Below are 15,632 nucleotides of genomic sequence, written 5' to 3'. Positions count from 1 at the left end.
TGTATTTTTTTTAAAAATATTTAGACGAGTGTGGAAAGACCTGCACCACACATCGTTAAAACCAATAAAATCGAATCTGGATACAGTATTTGATAGCGCTCAAGTATATGTGCCCGTATTTTTTTAGACGCAATGGACATCTGATTTTCGACTGTCTTGATGGATATTTGCAGTTCTTGAGCGGCCTGCTGATAGGTCTTCTGTTCCTCCTTACAGTATTGATAGACGATTCTACATTTTTCGGGCAGTTTACCAATAGCTTCCTGATACACAAGGAAAAACTCCTCCCTATTGATACACTCCTCTGCTTCCTGGCGAGTCATTTCCTCCTTAAACCAACGCTCCAAATGCGCAGTGCGTGCACTTTCATTGCGTAAAGCATTGAGTACACGGTTACGGGCGGCCCGATAAAGATAGGTCTTGACATGGAAAATATGGATTTGATCCCGATCTTCCCATAGTTTAACAAAGACATCCTGCAAACAGTCCTCCACCAACTGTACATCACGCGTATAATACCCTAAAAAACGACATAGCTCATCAAAATAATGATGAAACACTTCTTCCAGCACTTCTTCATTAATCAGCAGTCCATCCATCAAGGTATTTTTACTCATTTATTAGGTTTTGCGACTAAGCTATAAAATAAAACAAGATTTACAAAAAAAGTAAGTATGCTCATTTTAACATATTTTGCACGAATTTTCACTATTTCTACTTAAAATTTGCATCTAAATAGTTTAACAATCTAAAAAAAATAAATCCAGTGATCCTCAGAACGCCTTCGCATATAAAAAAAGACCTGCCAGTAATGGCAAGTCTTCTTTTTATCAATCGGATATTTATTTAAAATCTTAGTTCATGTTTTCGGTATCCATCTCCTGAAAAACTTAGTATCTAAATTCTTTTACGACCTCGATTGCGTATTTTACATTGTCAAAAGGAATATCAGGCATAATACCATGCCCTAAATTGAATATAAAACCATTTTCCCCACGCATACGTTCAAATAATTCTGCAATCTTCTTTTTAATTACGGGTTTTTCAGCGTATAATACAAAAGGATCTAAATTTCCCTGAACAGCTATTCCCTGTGGCAAAGATTGCTTTATATTTTTAAGATCTGCATTCCAGTCGATCGAAACCACATCTGGCTGCGCCTCCACCATCATCGGAGCAAAAACAGATGATCCTTTACAGAAAGATATTACCGGAATATCTTTACGGTTTAATTTTGAAATAATCTGTTTGTTATAATAATGTGAAAAATCACGGTAATCGTTCCATGACAAGGCCAATGCCCAGCTATCAAATAATTGAACTGCGTTCGCGCCAGCTGCAATCTGCATATTGAGATATTCTACTGTTACATCCGCAATCTTTTGGAGGATGGTGTGCGCCAACTCAGGTTGATTGTTCAACATCAACTTCGTCAATTTGAAATCCTTTGATGAACCACCTTCAACCAAATAACTTAAAATGGTAAAAGGTGCTCCTGCAAAACCGATCAATGGGATACGGTTATCCAGACGCTGTTGAATTACTTTTATGGCATCAGCTACATATTGCAATTTATCTAAACAGTCAACTGATAATGCTTCTGCATCTTTTACAGAACGAACTGGATTAGAAAAACGGGGCCCTACTCCCTGCTCAAAAGAAAGATCTCCACCCATTGCCTCCGCTGTAACCAAAATATCCGAAAATAAGATCGCCGCATCTATTCCCAACAAATCCACCGGCAACATCGTCACGTCTGCTGCAATCTCTGGTGTTTTGCACATTTCGAGAAAAGAATACTTGTTTTTGATATCCCAATATTCTTTCATAAAGCGTCCAGCCTGACGCATCATCCACACAGGAGGTCGCTCCGTTTGCTGCGAGAATGCAGCTCTAATCAATAAGTCGTTTTGTAAAGTAGTACTCACTATAAATGTTTTGAAATTTCGTTTTCTATTTTTGTAATAATACTGGCCTGTCTTGCCGTTAAATGCAATTTGTTGGCCACCTCTGTATAGGCCCTTGCTCGTTCATAATCTGTCTTCCGCAGTGCAATATTAGCAAGGTTGATCATTACCATACCTTTTTCATTATCTTTTTTCCAGGGCAATCGGGAAGCCAACTGAAAATGGTATTCCGCCTCGTCGATACGCTCTTCTTTTAAAGCTATGTTGCCCATCATAAATTCATAGAAATTGCGACGCCCCTTACGAAGAGTATCCGGATTTTTTATCTCAGACAATAAGTTTTTCGTCTTTTCATAGTCTTGTCTATGAAAAGCCTGTGTGGCTAAAAAAACGGATCCTTCCCGGAAATGGCTCCAGATTAAATAACCAATTCCGCCAGCAAGCAATACAGATGTTTGATAATGTCCTTGATATAAACCATAGCCCAAAAGTAATGCAGCAATAAAAATAACGGCTATTCTAGCCTTAATTGTCATCATCTCTTACTACTATGCGTTATTGTCGGTAAACTTATAACCAACACCTCGGATAGAATGGAAATAAATCGGATGCTTTTGGTCAGGCTCAAAATATTTCCGGAATGTCAAAATAAAATTATCTATGGTACGTGTCGACGGATAGACATCATAATTCCATACGGTTTCTAAAATTTGCTCACGCGAAACCGCCTCGTTACGACGTTCGATCAACAGTTTCAGCAGCATCGTTTCCTTTTTCGTCAATGAAGTGATTGTTCCATCGGCAAGATGCAATTCATAAGAATTAAAATAGATGGTTTTGTCTCCGATTTGATAAGAGTTCAATTCTTTTAAATCATCTGGTTTCATGCCACGGCGAACCAAATTCCCAACGCGAAGAATCAATTCCTCCAAATTGAAAGGCTTTACCAAATAATCATCTGCCCCTTTTTTTAGCCCAGTAATACGATCTTCACTGCTATTTTTGGCAGTCAAAAACATGATAGGAACTTCTGTATTCTGTAGTCGAATTGTTTCCGCAACTTGAAACCCGTCAATTTCAGGGATCATAACGTCCAATATAACAAGATTGAAACGTTCTTCTTTAAAAACTTTCAATGCTTTTTTTCCATCAGTAGCCGTAGTAACACGGTAACCTTCCAATTCGAGATTCAACTTGATTGCTTCTAACAAGTGCTCTTCATCTTCGACAAGTAATATTCTTTGTTTACTTTGCATTTCTTTCAAATGTTACTTCAAAAATACTCCCTTTAGGAGTGTTATCTTTAACTTTAATGGTCGCGTCGTGCTTCTGCAACACAGTTTTCACGATATATAACCCCAAACCTGTACCTTTGGTTTTCCGTGTTGCCTCACTTCCCACGCGATAAAACTTATTAAAGATAAGTTTTTTCTCTTCATCACTGATACCTATTCCATGGTCAGCAACAGAAAAAATTATTTTATTGTTCTCCGTATATAATTTCACATCCACCATCGCGCAAGCCGGTGAATATTTAATCGCATTCTCAATGAGGTTTGTCACAACATTACTTATCGCAAATTTATCACCATGGATTATAACATCCGACTCCAGGTACGGTTTCAATACCTGTGAGCTGCATGAATTTTTTTGAAGCCTATCGACAATTTGCTCCACCAATGAGGTCAAGTTAAAATCCTCCTTCGGCATGCTGTAATTGCGACTGTCCAATTTGGTAGTCATCAACACATTCTCAACCAAATCATCTAACCGCTCAATATCTTTCAGGGAATTTTTTAAAAAAGTCTGCTGTTGTTCTTTATCCAGATCTCGTCTTAAAATCGTCTGAATATAAAGTTTTACTGAAGCCAGTGGCGATTTTAACTCATGCGTGATTGCTAAAAGAAAGTTTTGTTGTTGCTGTAATAATTTCTGCTCCCGCTCCACCAAACGCTTTAAACGCCAAGCACCCCATAAAAAAATGATCAAAAAGAAAATACCCTCTCCTATAATCATATTCTTTTTGCTCGGATCAAAGCGGATAAACATCACTCCCCACCAGATCAGCTGCATTACCGCATAAAACAAAAGGAAATAAAAGAGTAAAAGCGCTTTCTTCATGAAGCAAAAATAGCTATTCAACAAGGTATTCGGAAATATCCTAAAGATTATGACACAAAGAAGAAAATTAGCCGATTCACAATAAGCTAAAATCTCTTCAGAGATGGTATCTTTGTATATGTTTAATCGTGAGAAAAAGGATATTTTCTTTGATTTGGATCATACCATCTGGGATTTTGACAAAAATGCCGAAGAAAGTCTCCACGAATTATATTTCAAATACAAGTTTGACAGTTTATTTGACAAGGAATCCCCTACCCGTTTCATTGAAACTTATACGATCAACAATCATCGCCTTTGGGGATTATACCATCATGGAAAGATCTCCAAACCCCAGTTAAGGAAAGCGAGGTTTGCAGATACATTTATCGAATTGGGTGTAGACCCCGAATTATTTCCGGAAGAATTTGAATTGGAATACCTTGCGATCTGTCCCCAAAAGACAAATTTATTTCCCCATGCACATGAAACCTTAGCCTACTTGGACGAAAAATACAATCTGCATTTGATTTCCAACGGTTTCAAAGAGGCTTGTGAGACCAAATTGGAAAAGAGCAATCTCAACAGATATTTCAAAAACATCTTTATTTCCGAAGTTGTTGGAGTGAATAAACCTGACCCTAGGATATTTCAATTTGCATTGGAGACTACAGGGGCACAAGTACAAGAATCATTGATGATTGGAGATAATCTGGATGCAGATGTACGTGGTGCAATGAATATTGGAATGGATGCAATCTTCTTTAATCCGAACAGTATGGAAAAACCTGGAGATGTTCCACATATGATCCTCGATCTGAAAGAATTACAAACTATATTATAACAAAAAAGCAGCTTTAACGCTGCTTTTTTGCTATTTTAAAACCTTTACCGTTATGTTCTTAAACCAAACATCGTTTCCATGATCTTGGAGACCAATCAATCCTGACTTACTTTCTCCACCTACATGGCTTAGCAACTCAAAAGCCAACGGCCATTTTTCTTGACTAAATTTACTTTTTTGTAATAGGTCAATCCAAGATTTATCCCATAAGCTATATTCTACGACCTTCACACCATTTTGGAAATGCTCAACTTTACCATTATTCACGCGGATCTTCACTTGGTTCCATTCGCCATAGGGTTTGGCGTTTTGTGGCTTCGCTGGAATCATATCATACAATGAGGTCGATTTACGGTTTCCATCAACCCCCATTTTAGCATCCGGATGGTTTTCATTATCAAGAACCTGACATTCAGGAGATGAGATATAAATCGGCTGGCCTTCAACTTCTTTCGCTAAGAAGAAAATTCCTGAATTTGCTCCTTTTGCAACCTTCCATTCCAATTCCAATTCAAAATTTTTGAAGTCATAGGCAAAAATCAAATCACCACCTTCGTCCTTACCCACATTCGCTTCACTATCAAATTTTATTGCACCTTCATTGATCACCCATTTTTTTGGCACTACAGTTTTATCGTATCCTCTCCAGCCTTCCATCGAAGTACCATCAAAAATGACATACGCTCCGGCTTTATTCTTTTTGAATTTCTTGATATCTACACGTGGTAGATCCAAAATTTTGTAAGCTGGAACTTCTTTTTTTGCTTGCGCTACAGCTGTATTTAGATGGGCTGAAAAGGCCATCACCGATACCGCAAGAACTGTTTTTAATAACTTCATTCTTTTTAGTTTTAGGTTTGTTTCAAAATTAAAATTAAGCATTTGGGCTTAAAAAGAGGAATATTTTTTAATATTCCTCCCCACCACCATTTATTTCGTTTGTGTGAGTTTCCCGCTTTTTAGACTTACTTAAGTCCTGACTGCCAAAACGATATGATAGCGATAACGTTATCATTCGCTTCATCCAACGGTGCTCAAAATTAGATATAAGTTGAGTTGTCTCTGTCACACCATTCATTTTTCGTGAATTAAATACATCTCTAACATTCAACATAATCGACGCCTTCCTTTTGAAGACATCTTTTTTCAACGCGACATCCAACCCTTTCATCGCATTCATCTGTCCCTGCGCCATAACGCGTGAAGAATTATATTCTCCCCGCATTTGAGCAGAGAAAGTAGGTGTAAAACGATAATTAGCAGTTAAATTAGCATTGTAAGCGAAATCCTTCCTTTCTTTTATCTCATAGTCCGGATTTGCATTATATTTAATATGAATCAAATTGAGATTAAATGTAAAGTCAAAATCTTTTGTTGCGTTGACCTTTGAAATAAATTCAAAACCCGAAAGATTACGGCTGGTCATATTTTCCCATCGACTATACGTTCTGCCGTCTTCTATTTTGTAAACAAAAGGCTGGATTACCTCACTGGCGTGATTGAAATAAGCCGAAGATATTAAATTTACTTTTCCAAAAGTTTTCGCAAAACTCATTTCAAAACTGTGTACATCTTCTGGTTTCAGATTTGGATTTCCCTGACGGTAATTCAAATCATCCGATACATTTAGAAATGGATTGACCTGCCAACCACGAGCGCGTTGTACGCGACGCGAATAACTAAACTGAATTTTATCACCATTATCATCTACATCATATGTTAAAAACAAAGTCGGGTATAATCTAAAAAAGTTCTGCTTTGCATTGGATTCTCTTTCCAAGGCGTCAGGATCTTTCGAGAGATAAGTGGACCTAAGTTCAAATTGTTCTCCCCTTAACCCGATTTGATAGCCAATTTTGTCCGTTAGTTTATTTTGATAGTTAGCATAAATCGCATGGACAACACTGGTAAAATCAAAATCATTACTAATCTTATAGTCTGGTAGGTAATTGCCTAGTGAATCACGGAGTTTGGAAAATTGCGTATCAAATGACTTTCTAATTTGGGAACGGTAGCCAGCCTCAAATTTACTTACTTCAGAGAATGGCAGCACATAATCCAACTGAAGATTGATATTCTTACCATCTTCGGAGGTCTCGTTCGTCCGTGCGGTTTCTTTCCGTCCATCGGTATAGTTTTGAGAAAAATCGTTCGTACCATCCTCCTTGTCTCTTCCGTAACTCGCATTTGCCGTCAATTCTTCTCCTTGCCGTTTAAATTGATGTCTAAAATCGGCATTGAATTCGTAACCAAGATCATCTTCGAATTGATTCGACTTACGTGCGCTTTTTCCGATTTCATCTGTTCGTTTAAAGAACCGATAATCTAAGTCTTCAACTCTTTTATTATCCCGAATACTCAAATTACCGGAAAAACTCAATGAAGTGCGGTCAGACATATTATAGTCAAACCCTGCTTTGACTGTATGGCTGTTTCCCTTTCTAGACGATTCAGATTCACTATAATTACGGGTGGTATCACTCAAAAAGGTATTGTCCGTCTTCCCACTTCCCACCATGTTACGTTTATTGAAGTTATAGGATCCAAAATAATTGAATTTCCGATCACGATAATTCAGGGTGATACCCGCCATATAATTATCATAGGAACCTAGCGAAGCATTAACCGATCCGTTCAGACCTGTTCGAATATTTTTCTTTAAGACAATATTGATAATCCCTGTCTGCCCTTCCGCATCATATTTGGATGAGGGATTCGTAATGACCTCAACTTTTTCTATGGAATTGGCAGGAAGGCTCTGAAGCAAAGACGTGACATCATTTCCTGCTAGCGCTGACTCGCGACCATCTATTAGGATTTTGACGCTACTAGATCCACGCAGGCTAACAGATCCATCTTGATCCACCTGAAGCGTGGGCACATTGGCTAACACGTCTGTTGCTGTTCCACCTGCGCTAACCAAACTCTCACCAACGTTAAATGTTTTACGGTCAATACCGATCTGCATTGCAGGAACTCTGCCCTCTACAACTACTTCATCCAGTAACTCACCCGTTGAATTTAGGCCAATTCGCCCAAGATCTTTACTACGCGCAGCAACCACCTCCACACCTTCAATGGTTTGAGTTTCGTAACCAACATAGCTAATGCGTACATGATATATACCCGGTTTGACATCCGAGAATAAAAGAAATCCTTGATCTACAGATTGCGCGCCTTTGACATAGTTATTGGCTGTATCCAAAAGTGCTGCACTAGCAGAGGAAATGGGTTTGGAAGTTTTGCTATCGATCAGGATAGCTTTGATTTGACCGGTTTGTGCGAAAACAAGTATCGGCAGAAAGAATACAAATAATAATAAAAATTTAAACGATTTAGCGTAAAATGACATGAGAGCTTCAGCTTAGTTTATAGTTCAGTGCAAATAAAACTAAAACTTATAGACAAACTTAAAGCGTAACCATATTATTACGGTAACAAAAAGGATAGTAATTTACTCCACGGAGACTGTCAATCCCTCCGCTTTCAAAATCTTACGGTAGATTTCCATCTCTGTAAAAGTGCCTTCCAAAACGGCACACTTTCCTTCGGTATGCACTTTCCATGCAATTTTTTCAGCTTGCTTTTCGGTATATTGAAGGTGATACATCAGACAATGAATTACATGGTCGAACGTATTCGTTTCGTCATTCCATAAAATCAGGCGATTAGAGTCCTTAACAGACGCTAATATCTCTTCTAACGTAAAGGTTTCTTCAGCAGTTTGGGTACCCATGCTGCAAAAATAGAATATTTTTTTCTAAATTAACGACAATATAAAAGGGAAGAATACAATCAATTAGAGGAATTTATTATGTTTCAGTCAAAAATCGCAGGAATTGGCTATTACGTTCCAAAAAACGTATATACCAACGAGGACTTAACACGTTTTATGGATACCAGTGACGAATGGATTCAGGAAAGAACAGGTATCAAAGAGCGTCGCTACGCCGACCGTATCGGCGAAACGACAACCACAATGGGTGTTGAAGCCGCGAAAATAGCAATTGAACGCGCCAATATCAGCAAGGAAGATGTCGATTTCATCATCTTCGCAACTTTGTCGCCCGATTATTATTTCCCGGGCTGTGCAGTTTTACTCCAACGAGAAATGGGAATGAACGAGGTGGGGGCATTGGATATCCGAAACCAATGTTCAGGTTTCATCTATGCCCTGTCCATAGCGGATCAATTTGTCAAAACGGGGATGTATAAAAATGTACTCGTTGTAGGATCGGAAAAGCATTCCTTTGCGCTCGATTTCTCAACAAGAGGCCGTGCCGTTTCTGTTATCTTCGGTGACGGTGCCGGGGCAGTCCTTGTACAACCAACAACCGACGCTGGTAAAGGAATTTTGAGTACGCACTTACATTCTGACGGAGCTGAAGCAGAAAAGCTCGCCATGTATTATCCAGGGGCCTCAAGCGGAATCTGGTTGGATAAAATGCCCGATTGGCCGAAACAGGAGTTGGGCGGTTTATTGATGACCAAAGAAATGCTTGAAGATGGCACTGCCTTCCCCAATATGGATGGACAGGCTGTATTCAAAAAAGCTGTTGTAAAATTCCCTGAAGTAATTCATGAGGCTTTGACCAAGAACAACTTGAAAACTTCTGATATCGACCTATTAATTCCGCATCAGGCGAATCTTCGGATTTCACAATTTGTACAGAAAACCTTGGGATTAAATGAAGATCAAGTCTTCAACAATATCCAAAAATATGGAAATACAACAGCAGCTTCTATACCTATCGCGCTATGTGAGGCATGGGAAGCTGGTAAAATCAAAGAAGGCGATCTGATCTGTTTAGCCGCCTTTGGGGCAGGATTTACTTGGGGATCCGCATTAATCAGGTGGTAATAAGAGAATAATAGCCATAAAAAAGGGGATAATCATATGATTATCCCCTTTTTTATGCTTTCCGAATAGGATTATCCGTTTGACAAAGCCGCTGCTCCAGAAACGATTTCGGTCAACTCTGTAGTAATTGCCGCCTGACGTGCCTGGTTGTAGGATAACTTGAGTGATTTCAACAAGTCACCAGCATTTTCAGTCGCTTTATCCATAGCCGTCATACGCGCCCCATGCTCAGAAGCATTGGAATCCAAAACAGCTTTGTATAATTGAATCTTTATGGCTTTAGGAATTAATTCCTCGATAATCTTCTCTTTGGAAGGTTCGATGATATAATCCACTTCAGCTTCAATTTTTGCTTTATGCGTATGTTGTGTATTTCCCTCTGCAGGTGGTAATAAAGGTAAAATCTGTTCCGCAGTCAGTTCTTGAACTGCAGCGTTTTTGAACTGGTTGTAAACCACTTCTACACGATCAAAATTACCTTCCTTAAATTGTTCCATGATAAATTCTGTCACTGCTGAAACAGACCCAAAATTTAAATCAGAAAACAAATCTGAGTGATTAGCGATCACATTGAAATTACGTTTCGAATAGAAATCGTAACCTTTTTTACCAATACCTATGATACTTAAATTACCCTTCGCATGTTGCTCAGCATATTTGTTAGCGATCAGGTTATTGGTTGTCTTGATCACGTTCGCATTGAATGCTCCAGCCAAACCTCTATTAGAAGAAACAACAACGATCAATACCTTATTTGGCTCACGATCTACTGTAAAAGGAGAATTGCCTCCCTCTACACTTGCAGAAACATCAGCCAAAATATCTCTTAGTTTATTCGCATATGGGCGCAATTGTAAGATAGCGTTAGTAGCGCGCTTCAATTTCGCAGCCGAAACCATTTTCATAGCTTTCGTAATCTGCTGTGTTGATGATACCGAGGTAATCCGATTTCTTACTTCTTTTAAATTTGCCATATCTGAGATTGGAGATAGGAGATCTGAGATGTGAGATTTAAGAAATCTATTAAAGACATCTCAAATCTCAAATCTATCATCTCACATCTATTTAATATTTTGATGCTAAATCCTTAGCTACTGTTTCTAATACTGCAGTCAACTCATCAGAGAATTTACCAGCTTTGAACGCTGATAAAACTTCTGGATGGCGTTGTTCCAATTGCGTCAAGAATTCTTCTTCGAATTCTCTTACTTTATTTACTGGAACATTACGCAATAAACCTTTTGTTCCAATATAAATGATCGCAACTTGTTTTTCTACAGAAACTGGAGAGTATTGACCTTGTTTCAAGATCTCCACGTTACGAACACCTTTATCCAATACTGCTTTAGTAGCAGCATCTAGATCAGAACCGAATTTTGCGAAGGCTTCCAATTCACGGTATTGCGCTTGATCTAACTTCAATGTACCGGATACTTTTTTCATCGGTTTGATCTGCGCGTTACCACCCACACGAGATACCGAAATACCTACGTTGATCGCCGGACGGATACCAGCATTGAATAAGTTAGACTCCAAGAAGATCTGACCATCTGTAATTGAGATTACGTTGGTAGGAATATACGCCGAAACGTCACCCGCTTGTGTTTCAATGATCGGAAGAGCCGTCAATGAACCACCACCTTTAACCAAATGCTTGATGGACTCAGGAAGGTCATTCATGTTACGCGCGATATCATCTGAAGAGTTGATTTTCGCAGCACGCTCTAATAAACGGCTGTGTAAGTAGAATACGTCACCTGGGTATGCCTCACGGCCTGGAGGACGACGTAACAACAAAGAAACCTCACGGTAAGCCACAGCTTGTTTAGACAAATCATCATAAACGATTAACGCTGGACGACCTGTATCACGGAAGAACTCCCCGATCGCAGCACCTGCCATTGGAGCGTAGAATTGAAGTGGAGCAGGATCCGCAGCAGAAGCAGCGACAACAACTGTATAAGCCATTGCACCTCTTTCCTCCAATGTACGAACGATATTCGCTACTGTAGAATTCTTTTGACCTACGGCAACGTAGATACAGAATACAGGTTGACCTGCATCATAGAATTCCTTCTGGTTTAAGATCGTATCGATACAAACTGCAGTTTTACCTGTCTGACGGTCACCGATAACCAACTCACGTTGACCACGACCTACTGGAATCATCGCATCAATTGCTTTGATACCTGTCTGTAATGGCTCAGTTACTGGTTGACGGTAGATAACACCTGGAGCTTTACGCTCGATAGGCATTTCATACAATTCACCTTGGATAGGTCCTTTACCATCAATTGGTTGACCCAATGTATTCACTACACGTCCCAACAAACCTTCTCCAACTTTGATGGATGCAATACGGTTGGTACGTTTAATCGTATCTCCTTCTTTAATTTCGTCAGAAGGGCCTAAAAGTACAACACCTACGTTGTCTTCTTCTAAGTTTAATACAATACCTTGTAATCCGTTATCAAATTCAACCAACTCACCGGACTGAACTTTAGTTAAGCCGTAAATACGAGCAATACCGTCACCTACAGCAAGTACGGTACCCACTTCCTCTAGTTCGGCTTCTGATTTAAAGCCCGACAATTGTTCTCTTAGAATTGCCGAAACTTCATCTGGTCTTACCTCTATCATTTTAATTATTATAAGGGGTTTTTTGATTTATTTTACTTCAAGTATCAGAATAACTTAGTTACCCTGATTCAAATATCTTTCTAATTTATTCAACTTACCAGCAATACTTGCATCAATCTGGCGATCGCCAATATTGACCACAAATCCACCGATCAAACTGCTATCGACTTTATTATTCAATATCACCTGAGCGTTGGTCTCTTTTGCAAGTACATCTTTCATCGCCGCCAAATTAGCATCAGAAAGTGGTGCTGCAGATGTAACTGTAGCTTTTACAATACCTTTTACCTCGTTATACTCACGAACAAATTCCTGAGCAGTGGCATAGATTACCGTACCACGACCTTTATTGATCATGATCTTAAAGAATGCCAAGATATTCGGATTGATCTTATCTTTAAATAAAGCATCCAATATGTTTTTCTTCTTGTCCAAAGGAACAATAGGATTGGCCAAAACAGCCTGCAATTCTGAACTGGATTTTAAAACAGCAATGAATGAATCCATATCTGTCTTGATGGTCTCCAGTGAGCCTTGCTCGCTAGCCAAGTCAATTAATGACTTTGCATATCTCGATGCTACTTTAAATACTGACATAATTCTATTTCGTAATTTGAGTGACCGGATTAGTTCAATTTAACATCATTCAGCAAATCTGCTACTAAAGCTTCTTGCTTACCTTGGTCCTCAAATTCTTTTGTTAACACTTTACGGGCGATATCCAAAGACAAAGAAGAAACTTGTGATTTTACCTCAGCCAAAGCTTTATTCTTTTGTTCTTCGATCTCCTCTTTCGCTTGAGCAATCATTTTAGCACCTTCGGTTTGGGCCTGTGTTTTCGCATCAGCAACGATTTTCTCTTTTAGCTCTTTCGCTTCTTTAAGGATAACATCACGTTCCGCACGAGCCTCTTTAAGCAATTGTTCGTTTTCATTTGTCAAACGAGCCATTTCTAATTTAGCTTTCTCAGCAGCTTCCAATGCATTCGCAATTCCTTGCTCACGTTCATCCAAAGCGTTGACGATAGGTTTCCAGGCAAATTTGCCCAATAAAAAGATCACAACCAATAAGATGATTAGTTGCCAAAAGAACAAACCGTACGAGAACTGATTAATTAATGCTTCCATTTATATACAATTGTAAATTATAATTTTCCTTTGTTTGTATTTTTTTGTTTAAATACAGTTTGCAACCAACCGTTGCAAACTGTATTTAGTAAACTTTTTAATCAGCTTGGATTATTTACCTAAGATTAAAGCACCGAATGCTAAACCTTCAACTAAGGCACCAATGATGATCATCGCAGTTTGAATTTTAGATGCTGCTTCTGGTTGACGAGCGATAGCTTCCATAGCTGAACCACCGATTTTACCTAAACCTAAACCTGCACCGATTACGATTAAACCTGCTCCAATTAAGTTGTACATAATAATTATTTTATAAAATTTAACAAAAAAATTCGATTAATGATGTGCGTGTTCTTCAACTGCCATTCCGATAAATAGGGACGACAACATCGTAAAGATAAAGGCTTGCAAAAACGCAACCAATAACTCTAGGAAAAACAACACTAAGGTTAACAACATAGAAACCCCGATACTACCACCTACGGTCAATTGTTGTTGAAATAAATAGACGATTGCGATCAAACCCATCACAACAGAGTGACCAGCGGTAATATTCGCAAATAAACGCAACATTAAAGAGAAGGGTTTGGTAAACATACCCAATACCTCAATTGGTGCTAAAATAAATTTAAAAGGAACTGGAACACCTGGCATCCAAAAAATGTGTTTCCAATAATCTTTATTTGCTTTGAAGTTCGTAATAACGAAGGTGAACAAAGCCAAACACAAAGTAACTGTAATATTGCCCGTTACGTTAAAACCTAGTGGAGTCATACCCAACAAGTTTAAAACAAAGATTAAGAAAAACACAGACAACAAATAAGGCATAAATTCTTTATAACGGTGACCGATATTAGGAACAGCCATTTCGTCACGTACATATAAAACCAAGGGTTCCAAAACACGACCAACGCCTTTAGGAAGATTATTAACTCCTTTTTTATACGTCTTAGCTAAACAGATAAAACCCCAGAATAATAAGAATGCTGCTAGTAGTAGTCCCACTACATTCTTTGTAATTGAAAAATCTAAAGGTTTTGCATTCGTAGGATGATGAGCTTCATCAAAGTTTAAAGTACCTGTAGCATCTGTTTTATAGATCTTTCCATGGTAAAGTGTATAATATTGACCGTTTTTCTCCACAACAGACTCCCCATGATGAAACTCGCCAGAAGAAAAAACAACCAATCCATTATCAATAAGAATTACTGGCAATGGAAAACCATAATGTTTTCCTGCTTTTTGATCGGAGAACAAAGAAAAATAATGATCATCCTGCAAGTGATGTTGACTATACTCTTTAATTTCCTCAGCCTGAGTTTTAGGCGCATCCCCATGCGCTTCCTCAGCTGCTTTTAAGGTAAAAGGATTGACAGCAAGAAAAATTACTGCAAATAATAAAAGTGCTCTCTTAAGATTCACCATTTCAGATTACTATTGAATAATAAAAAATTTTGCGCAAAAATACAATTTTATTTGGCATAAATCACCATTTGTTCAAACTTTTTCCAAAAATAGTTTAAACCTTTTTATCTGCTTGATTTAAAGCGCTAAATGCGACATATACATCCACAAATAAAGCAATGAAAAATACAACCAAAAAGTTATATTCGATAAAGTTGTTTTCGATGGTCTTTAAGCCATCTTTGATATAAATATAACCCGCAACAGCCTTCAAGAGCACAAGCCCTAGAAATATAACGCCTAATTTCTCCGGCATCGACCAGTTTGCAAAAAAAACCAAGACCGCAACCAGCAACGAAGAACAGAAGCCAAACGCATACATGCCAACGAGGCTGTAAGCAGTCTGTGACCAATATTGCCCAACATTCATACCGGATAACACTAAATAATGCGCAGCAAAACTTGCTACAAAAACGATCAGCAGTACAAGTACGCTTTTCAGATAACTATTCATTCTTATTAATTTGATTTGCCTGCTTGATGAACTGATACAGCGATACAATTACCCCCAAAAGCGTCAGTCCCTTCATCCCCCATTCACCCGCAATCGCGTATTTATCGTCCAACCAGCTCCCCACCCAATAAAATAAATATATTGTCACGCCCATTTGTATCGGCATGGAAGTAAAAACAATCCATTTGTTAATCTTCTTATTGGCTTTCTCCTCTTTCAATTAGTTTATAATTAA

At 38.4% G+C, this 15,632-nt stretch carries 18 protein-coding genes; 2 read left to right on the top strand and 16 right to left on the bottom strand.

All coding sequences use genetic code 11. The features are described from left to right. Positions 1-20: 20 nt before the first annotated feature. The 5 genes from ABDW32_RS16360 to ABDW32_RS16340 form a co-directional block, all read right to left on the bottom strand. Entirely contained in the window at positions 21-617 is a 597-nt protein-coding gene (locus ABDW32_RS16360) for an RNA polymerase sigma-70 factor (protein ID WP_343564278.1), read from the bottom strand. Positions 618-890: 273 nt separating this feature from the next. Further along, a complete protein-coding gene (hemE, locus tag ABDW32_RS16355; protein ID WP_343564276.1) occupies positions 891-1,928 on the bottom strand; it encodes a uroporphyrinogen decarboxylase in 1,038 nt (345 codons plus the stop codon). Beyond that, positions 1,928-2,446 carry a hypothetical protein gene (locus ABDW32_RS16350; RefSeq protein WP_343564274.1) on the bottom strand — a complete coding sequence of 173 codons (519 nt, stop codon included), beginning with the start codon at positions 2,444-2,446 and terminating at the stop codon, positions 1,928-1,930. The genes hemE and ABDW32_RS16350 overlap by 1 nt, the downstream gene beginning before the upstream one ends. A 9-nt stretch (positions 2,447-2,455) precedes the next feature. Beyond that, a complete protein-coding gene (locus ABDW32_RS16345; protein ID WP_343564272.1) occupies positions 2,456-3,163 on the bottom strand; it encodes a response regulator transcription factor in 708 nt (235 codons plus the stop codon). Continuing rightward, complete coding sequence (locus ABDW32_RS16340; RefSeq protein ID WP_343564270.1) at positions 3,153-4,028, bottom strand: HAMP domain-containing sensor histidine kinase; 876 nt, start codon at positions 4,026-4,028, stop codon at positions 3,153-3,155. The genes ABDW32_RS16345 and ABDW32_RS16340 overlap by 11 nt, the downstream gene beginning before the upstream one ends. A gap of 103 nt (positions 4,029-4,131) precedes the next feature. Between ABDW32_RS16340 and ABDW32_RS16335 the strand changes: the two genes are divergently transcribed. Further along, positions 4,132-4,851 (top strand): YjjG family noncanonical pyrimidine nucleotidase, encoded by a 720-nt coding sequence (locus ABDW32_RS16335; RefSeq protein ID WP_343564268.1) that lies wholly within the window; start codon positions 4,132-4,134, stop codon positions 4,849-4,851. A 30-nt stretch (positions 4,852-4,881) separates the two neighbouring features. Here the strand turns inward: ABDW32_RS16335 and ABDW32_RS16330 are convergent, their stop codons facing one another. From ABDW32_RS16330 to ABDW32_RS16320, 3 genes are all read right to left on the bottom strand, one after another. After that, positions 4,882-5,691: a DUF1080 domain-containing protein gene (locus tag ABDW32_RS16330; RefSeq protein WP_343564266.1), complete on the bottom strand. Its 810-nt coding sequence runs from the start codon at positions 5,689-5,691 to the stop codon at positions 4,882-4,884. 67 nt (positions 5,692-5,758) lie between these two features. Then, on the bottom strand, positions 5,759-8,203 hold the full coding sequence (locus tag ABDW32_RS16325; RefSeq protein WP_343564264.1) for a TonB-dependent receptor: 2,445 nt from the start codon (positions 8,201-8,203) through the stop codon (positions 5,759-5,761). 102 nt (positions 8,204-8,305) lie between these two features. Then, positions 8,306-8,587 (bottom strand): ATP-dependent Clp protease adaptor ClpS, encoded by a 282-nt coding sequence (locus ABDW32_RS16320; protein WP_077437687.1) that lies wholly within the window; start codon positions 8,585-8,587, stop codon positions 8,306-8,308. A gap of 78 nt (positions 8,588-8,665) precedes the next feature. Here ABDW32_RS16320 and ABDW32_RS16315 point away from each other — a divergent pair, with 78 nt between their 5' ends. Further along, entirely contained in the window at positions 8,666-9,712 is a 1,047-nt protein-coding gene (locus tag ABDW32_RS16315; protein ID WP_343564261.1) for a beta-ketoacyl-ACP synthase III, read from the top strand. A 71-nt stretch (positions 9,713-9,783) separates the two neighbouring features. On the opposite strand, the gene atpG is transcribed toward ABDW32_RS16315, so the two are convergent. From atpG to ABDW32_RS16275, 8 genes are all read right to left on the bottom strand, one after another. Beyond that, on the bottom strand, positions 9,784-10,686 hold the full coding sequence (gene atpG / locus ABDW32_RS16310) for an ATP synthase F1 subunit gamma (protein ID WP_343564259.1): 903 nt from the start codon (positions 10,684-10,686) through the stop codon (positions 9,784-9,786). Positions 10,687-10,777: 91 nt separating this feature from the next. Continuing rightward, a complete protein-coding gene (gene atpA, locus ABDW32_RS16305) occupies positions 10,778-12,352 on the bottom strand; it encodes a F0F1 ATP synthase subunit alpha (protein WP_104385731.1) in 1,575 nt (524 codons plus the stop codon). Positions 12,353-12,406: 54 nt separating this feature from the next. Beyond that, the gene (locus ABDW32_RS16300) at positions 12,407-12,949 is read right to left on the bottom strand and encodes a F0F1 ATP synthase subunit delta (RefSeq protein ID WP_343564254.1); all 543 of its coding nucleotides are present in this window, start codon (positions 12,947-12,949) and stop codon (positions 12,407-12,409) included. A 29-nt stretch (positions 12,950-12,978) separates the two neighbouring features. Next, on the bottom strand, positions 12,979-13,479 hold the full coding sequence (locus ABDW32_RS16295; protein ID WP_077437696.1) for a F0F1 ATP synthase subunit B: 501 nt from the start codon (positions 13,477-13,479) through the stop codon (positions 12,979-12,981). A 111-nt stretch (positions 13,480-13,590) separates the two neighbouring features. Continuing rightward, positions 13,591-13,779 carry an ATP synthase F0 subunit C gene (gene atpE / locus ABDW32_RS16290; protein WP_028070619.1) on the bottom strand — a complete coding sequence of 63 codons (189 nt, stop codon included), beginning with the start codon at positions 13,777-13,779 and terminating at the stop codon, positions 13,591-13,593. A 36-nt stretch (positions 13,780-13,815) separates the two neighbouring features. Further along, the gene (atpB, locus tag ABDW32_RS16285; RefSeq protein WP_343564252.1) at positions 13,816-14,904 is read right to left on the bottom strand and encodes a F0F1 ATP synthase subunit A; all 1,089 of its coding nucleotides are present in this window, start codon (positions 14,902-14,904) and stop codon (positions 13,816-13,818) included. A 94-nt stretch (positions 14,905-14,998) separates the two neighbouring features. Beyond that, positions 14,999-15,397, bottom strand: a complete 399-nt coding sequence (locus ABDW32_RS16280) for a hypothetical protein (protein ID WP_343564250.1) — start codon at positions 15,395-15,397, stop codon at positions 14,999-15,001. Then, complete coding sequence (locus ABDW32_RS16275) at positions 15,390-15,617, bottom strand: AtpZ/AtpI family protein (RefSeq protein ID WP_343564248.1); 228 nt, start codon at positions 15,615-15,617, stop codon at positions 15,390-15,392. Before ABDW32_RS16275 ends, ABDW32_RS16280 begins: the two co-directional genes overlap by 8 nt. Positions 15,618-15,632: the final 15 nt, after the last annotated feature.

Origin of the sequence: Sphingobacterium sp., from assembly GCF_039596235.1 — a bacterium.
Classification (GTDB): domain Bacteria; phylum Bacteroidota; class Bacteroidia; order Sphingobacteriales; family Sphingobacteriaceae; genus Sphingobacterium.
The sequence above is the reverse complement of the archived record's forward strand: the minus strand, read 5'-3'. Positions and strand labels throughout refer to the sequence as shown.

Coding starts and splice junctions, on each gene's coding strand:
- ABDW32_RS16295 (WP_077437696.1), bottom strand. CDS start 13,479: ATGGAAGCATTAATTAATCAGTTCTCGTACGGTTTGTTCTTTTGGCAA.
- ABDW32_RS16315 (WP_343564261.1), top strand. CDS start 8,666: ATGTTTCAGTCAAAAATCGCAGGAATTGGCTATTACGTTCCAAAAAAC.
- ABDW32_RS16280 (WP_343564250.1), bottom strand. CDS start 15,397: ATGAATAGTTATCTGAAAAGCGTACTTGTACTGCTGATCGTTTTTGTA.
- ABDW32_RS16330 (WP_343564266.1), bottom strand. CDS start 5,691: ATGAAGTTATTAAAAACAGTTCTTGCGGTATCGGTGATGGCCTTTTCA.
- ABDW32_RS16350 (WP_343564274.1), bottom strand. CDS start 2,446: ATGATGACAATTAAGGCTAGAATAGCCGTTATTTTTATTGCTGCATTA.
- ABDW32_RS16345 (WP_343564272.1), bottom strand. CDS start 3,163: ATGCAAAGTAAACAAAGAATATTACTTGTCGAAGATGAAGAGCACTTG.
- atpE (WP_028070619.1), bottom strand. CDS start 13,779: ATGTACAACTTAATTGGAGCAGGTTTAATCGTAATCGGTGCAGGTTTA.
- ABDW32_RS16360 (WP_343564278.1), bottom strand. CDS start 617: ATGAGTAAAAATACCTTGATGGATGGACTGCTGATTAATGAAGAAGTG.
- ABDW32_RS16320 (WP_077437687.1), bottom strand. CDS start 8,587: ATGGGTACCCAAACTGCTGAAGAAACCTTTACGTTAGAAGAGATATTA.
- atpA (WP_104385731.1), bottom strand. CDS start 12,352: ATGATAGAGGTAAGACCAGATGAAGTTTCGGCAATTCTAAGAGAACAA.
- atpB (WP_343564252.1), bottom strand. CDS start 14,904: ATGGTGAATCTTAAGAGAGCACTTTTATTATTTGCAGTAATTTTTCTT.
- ABDW32_RS16300 (WP_343564254.1), bottom strand. CDS start 12,949: ATGTCAGTATTTAAAGTAGCATCGAGATATGCAAAGTCATTAATTGAC.
- ABDW32_RS16340 (WP_343564270.1), bottom strand. CDS start 4,028: ATGAAGAAAGCGCTTTTACTCTTTTATTTCCTTTTGTTTTATGCGGTA.
- ABDW32_RS16325 (WP_343564264.1), bottom strand. CDS start 8,203: ATGTCATTTTACGCTAAATCGTTTAAATTTTTATTATTATTTGTATTC.
- atpG (WP_343564259.1), bottom strand. CDS start 10,686: ATGGCAAATTTAAAAGAAGTAAGAAATCGGATTACCTCGGTATCATCA.
- ABDW32_RS16335 (WP_343564268.1), top strand. CDS start 4,132: ATGGTATCTTTGTATATGTTTAATCGTGAGAAAAAGGATATTTTCTTT.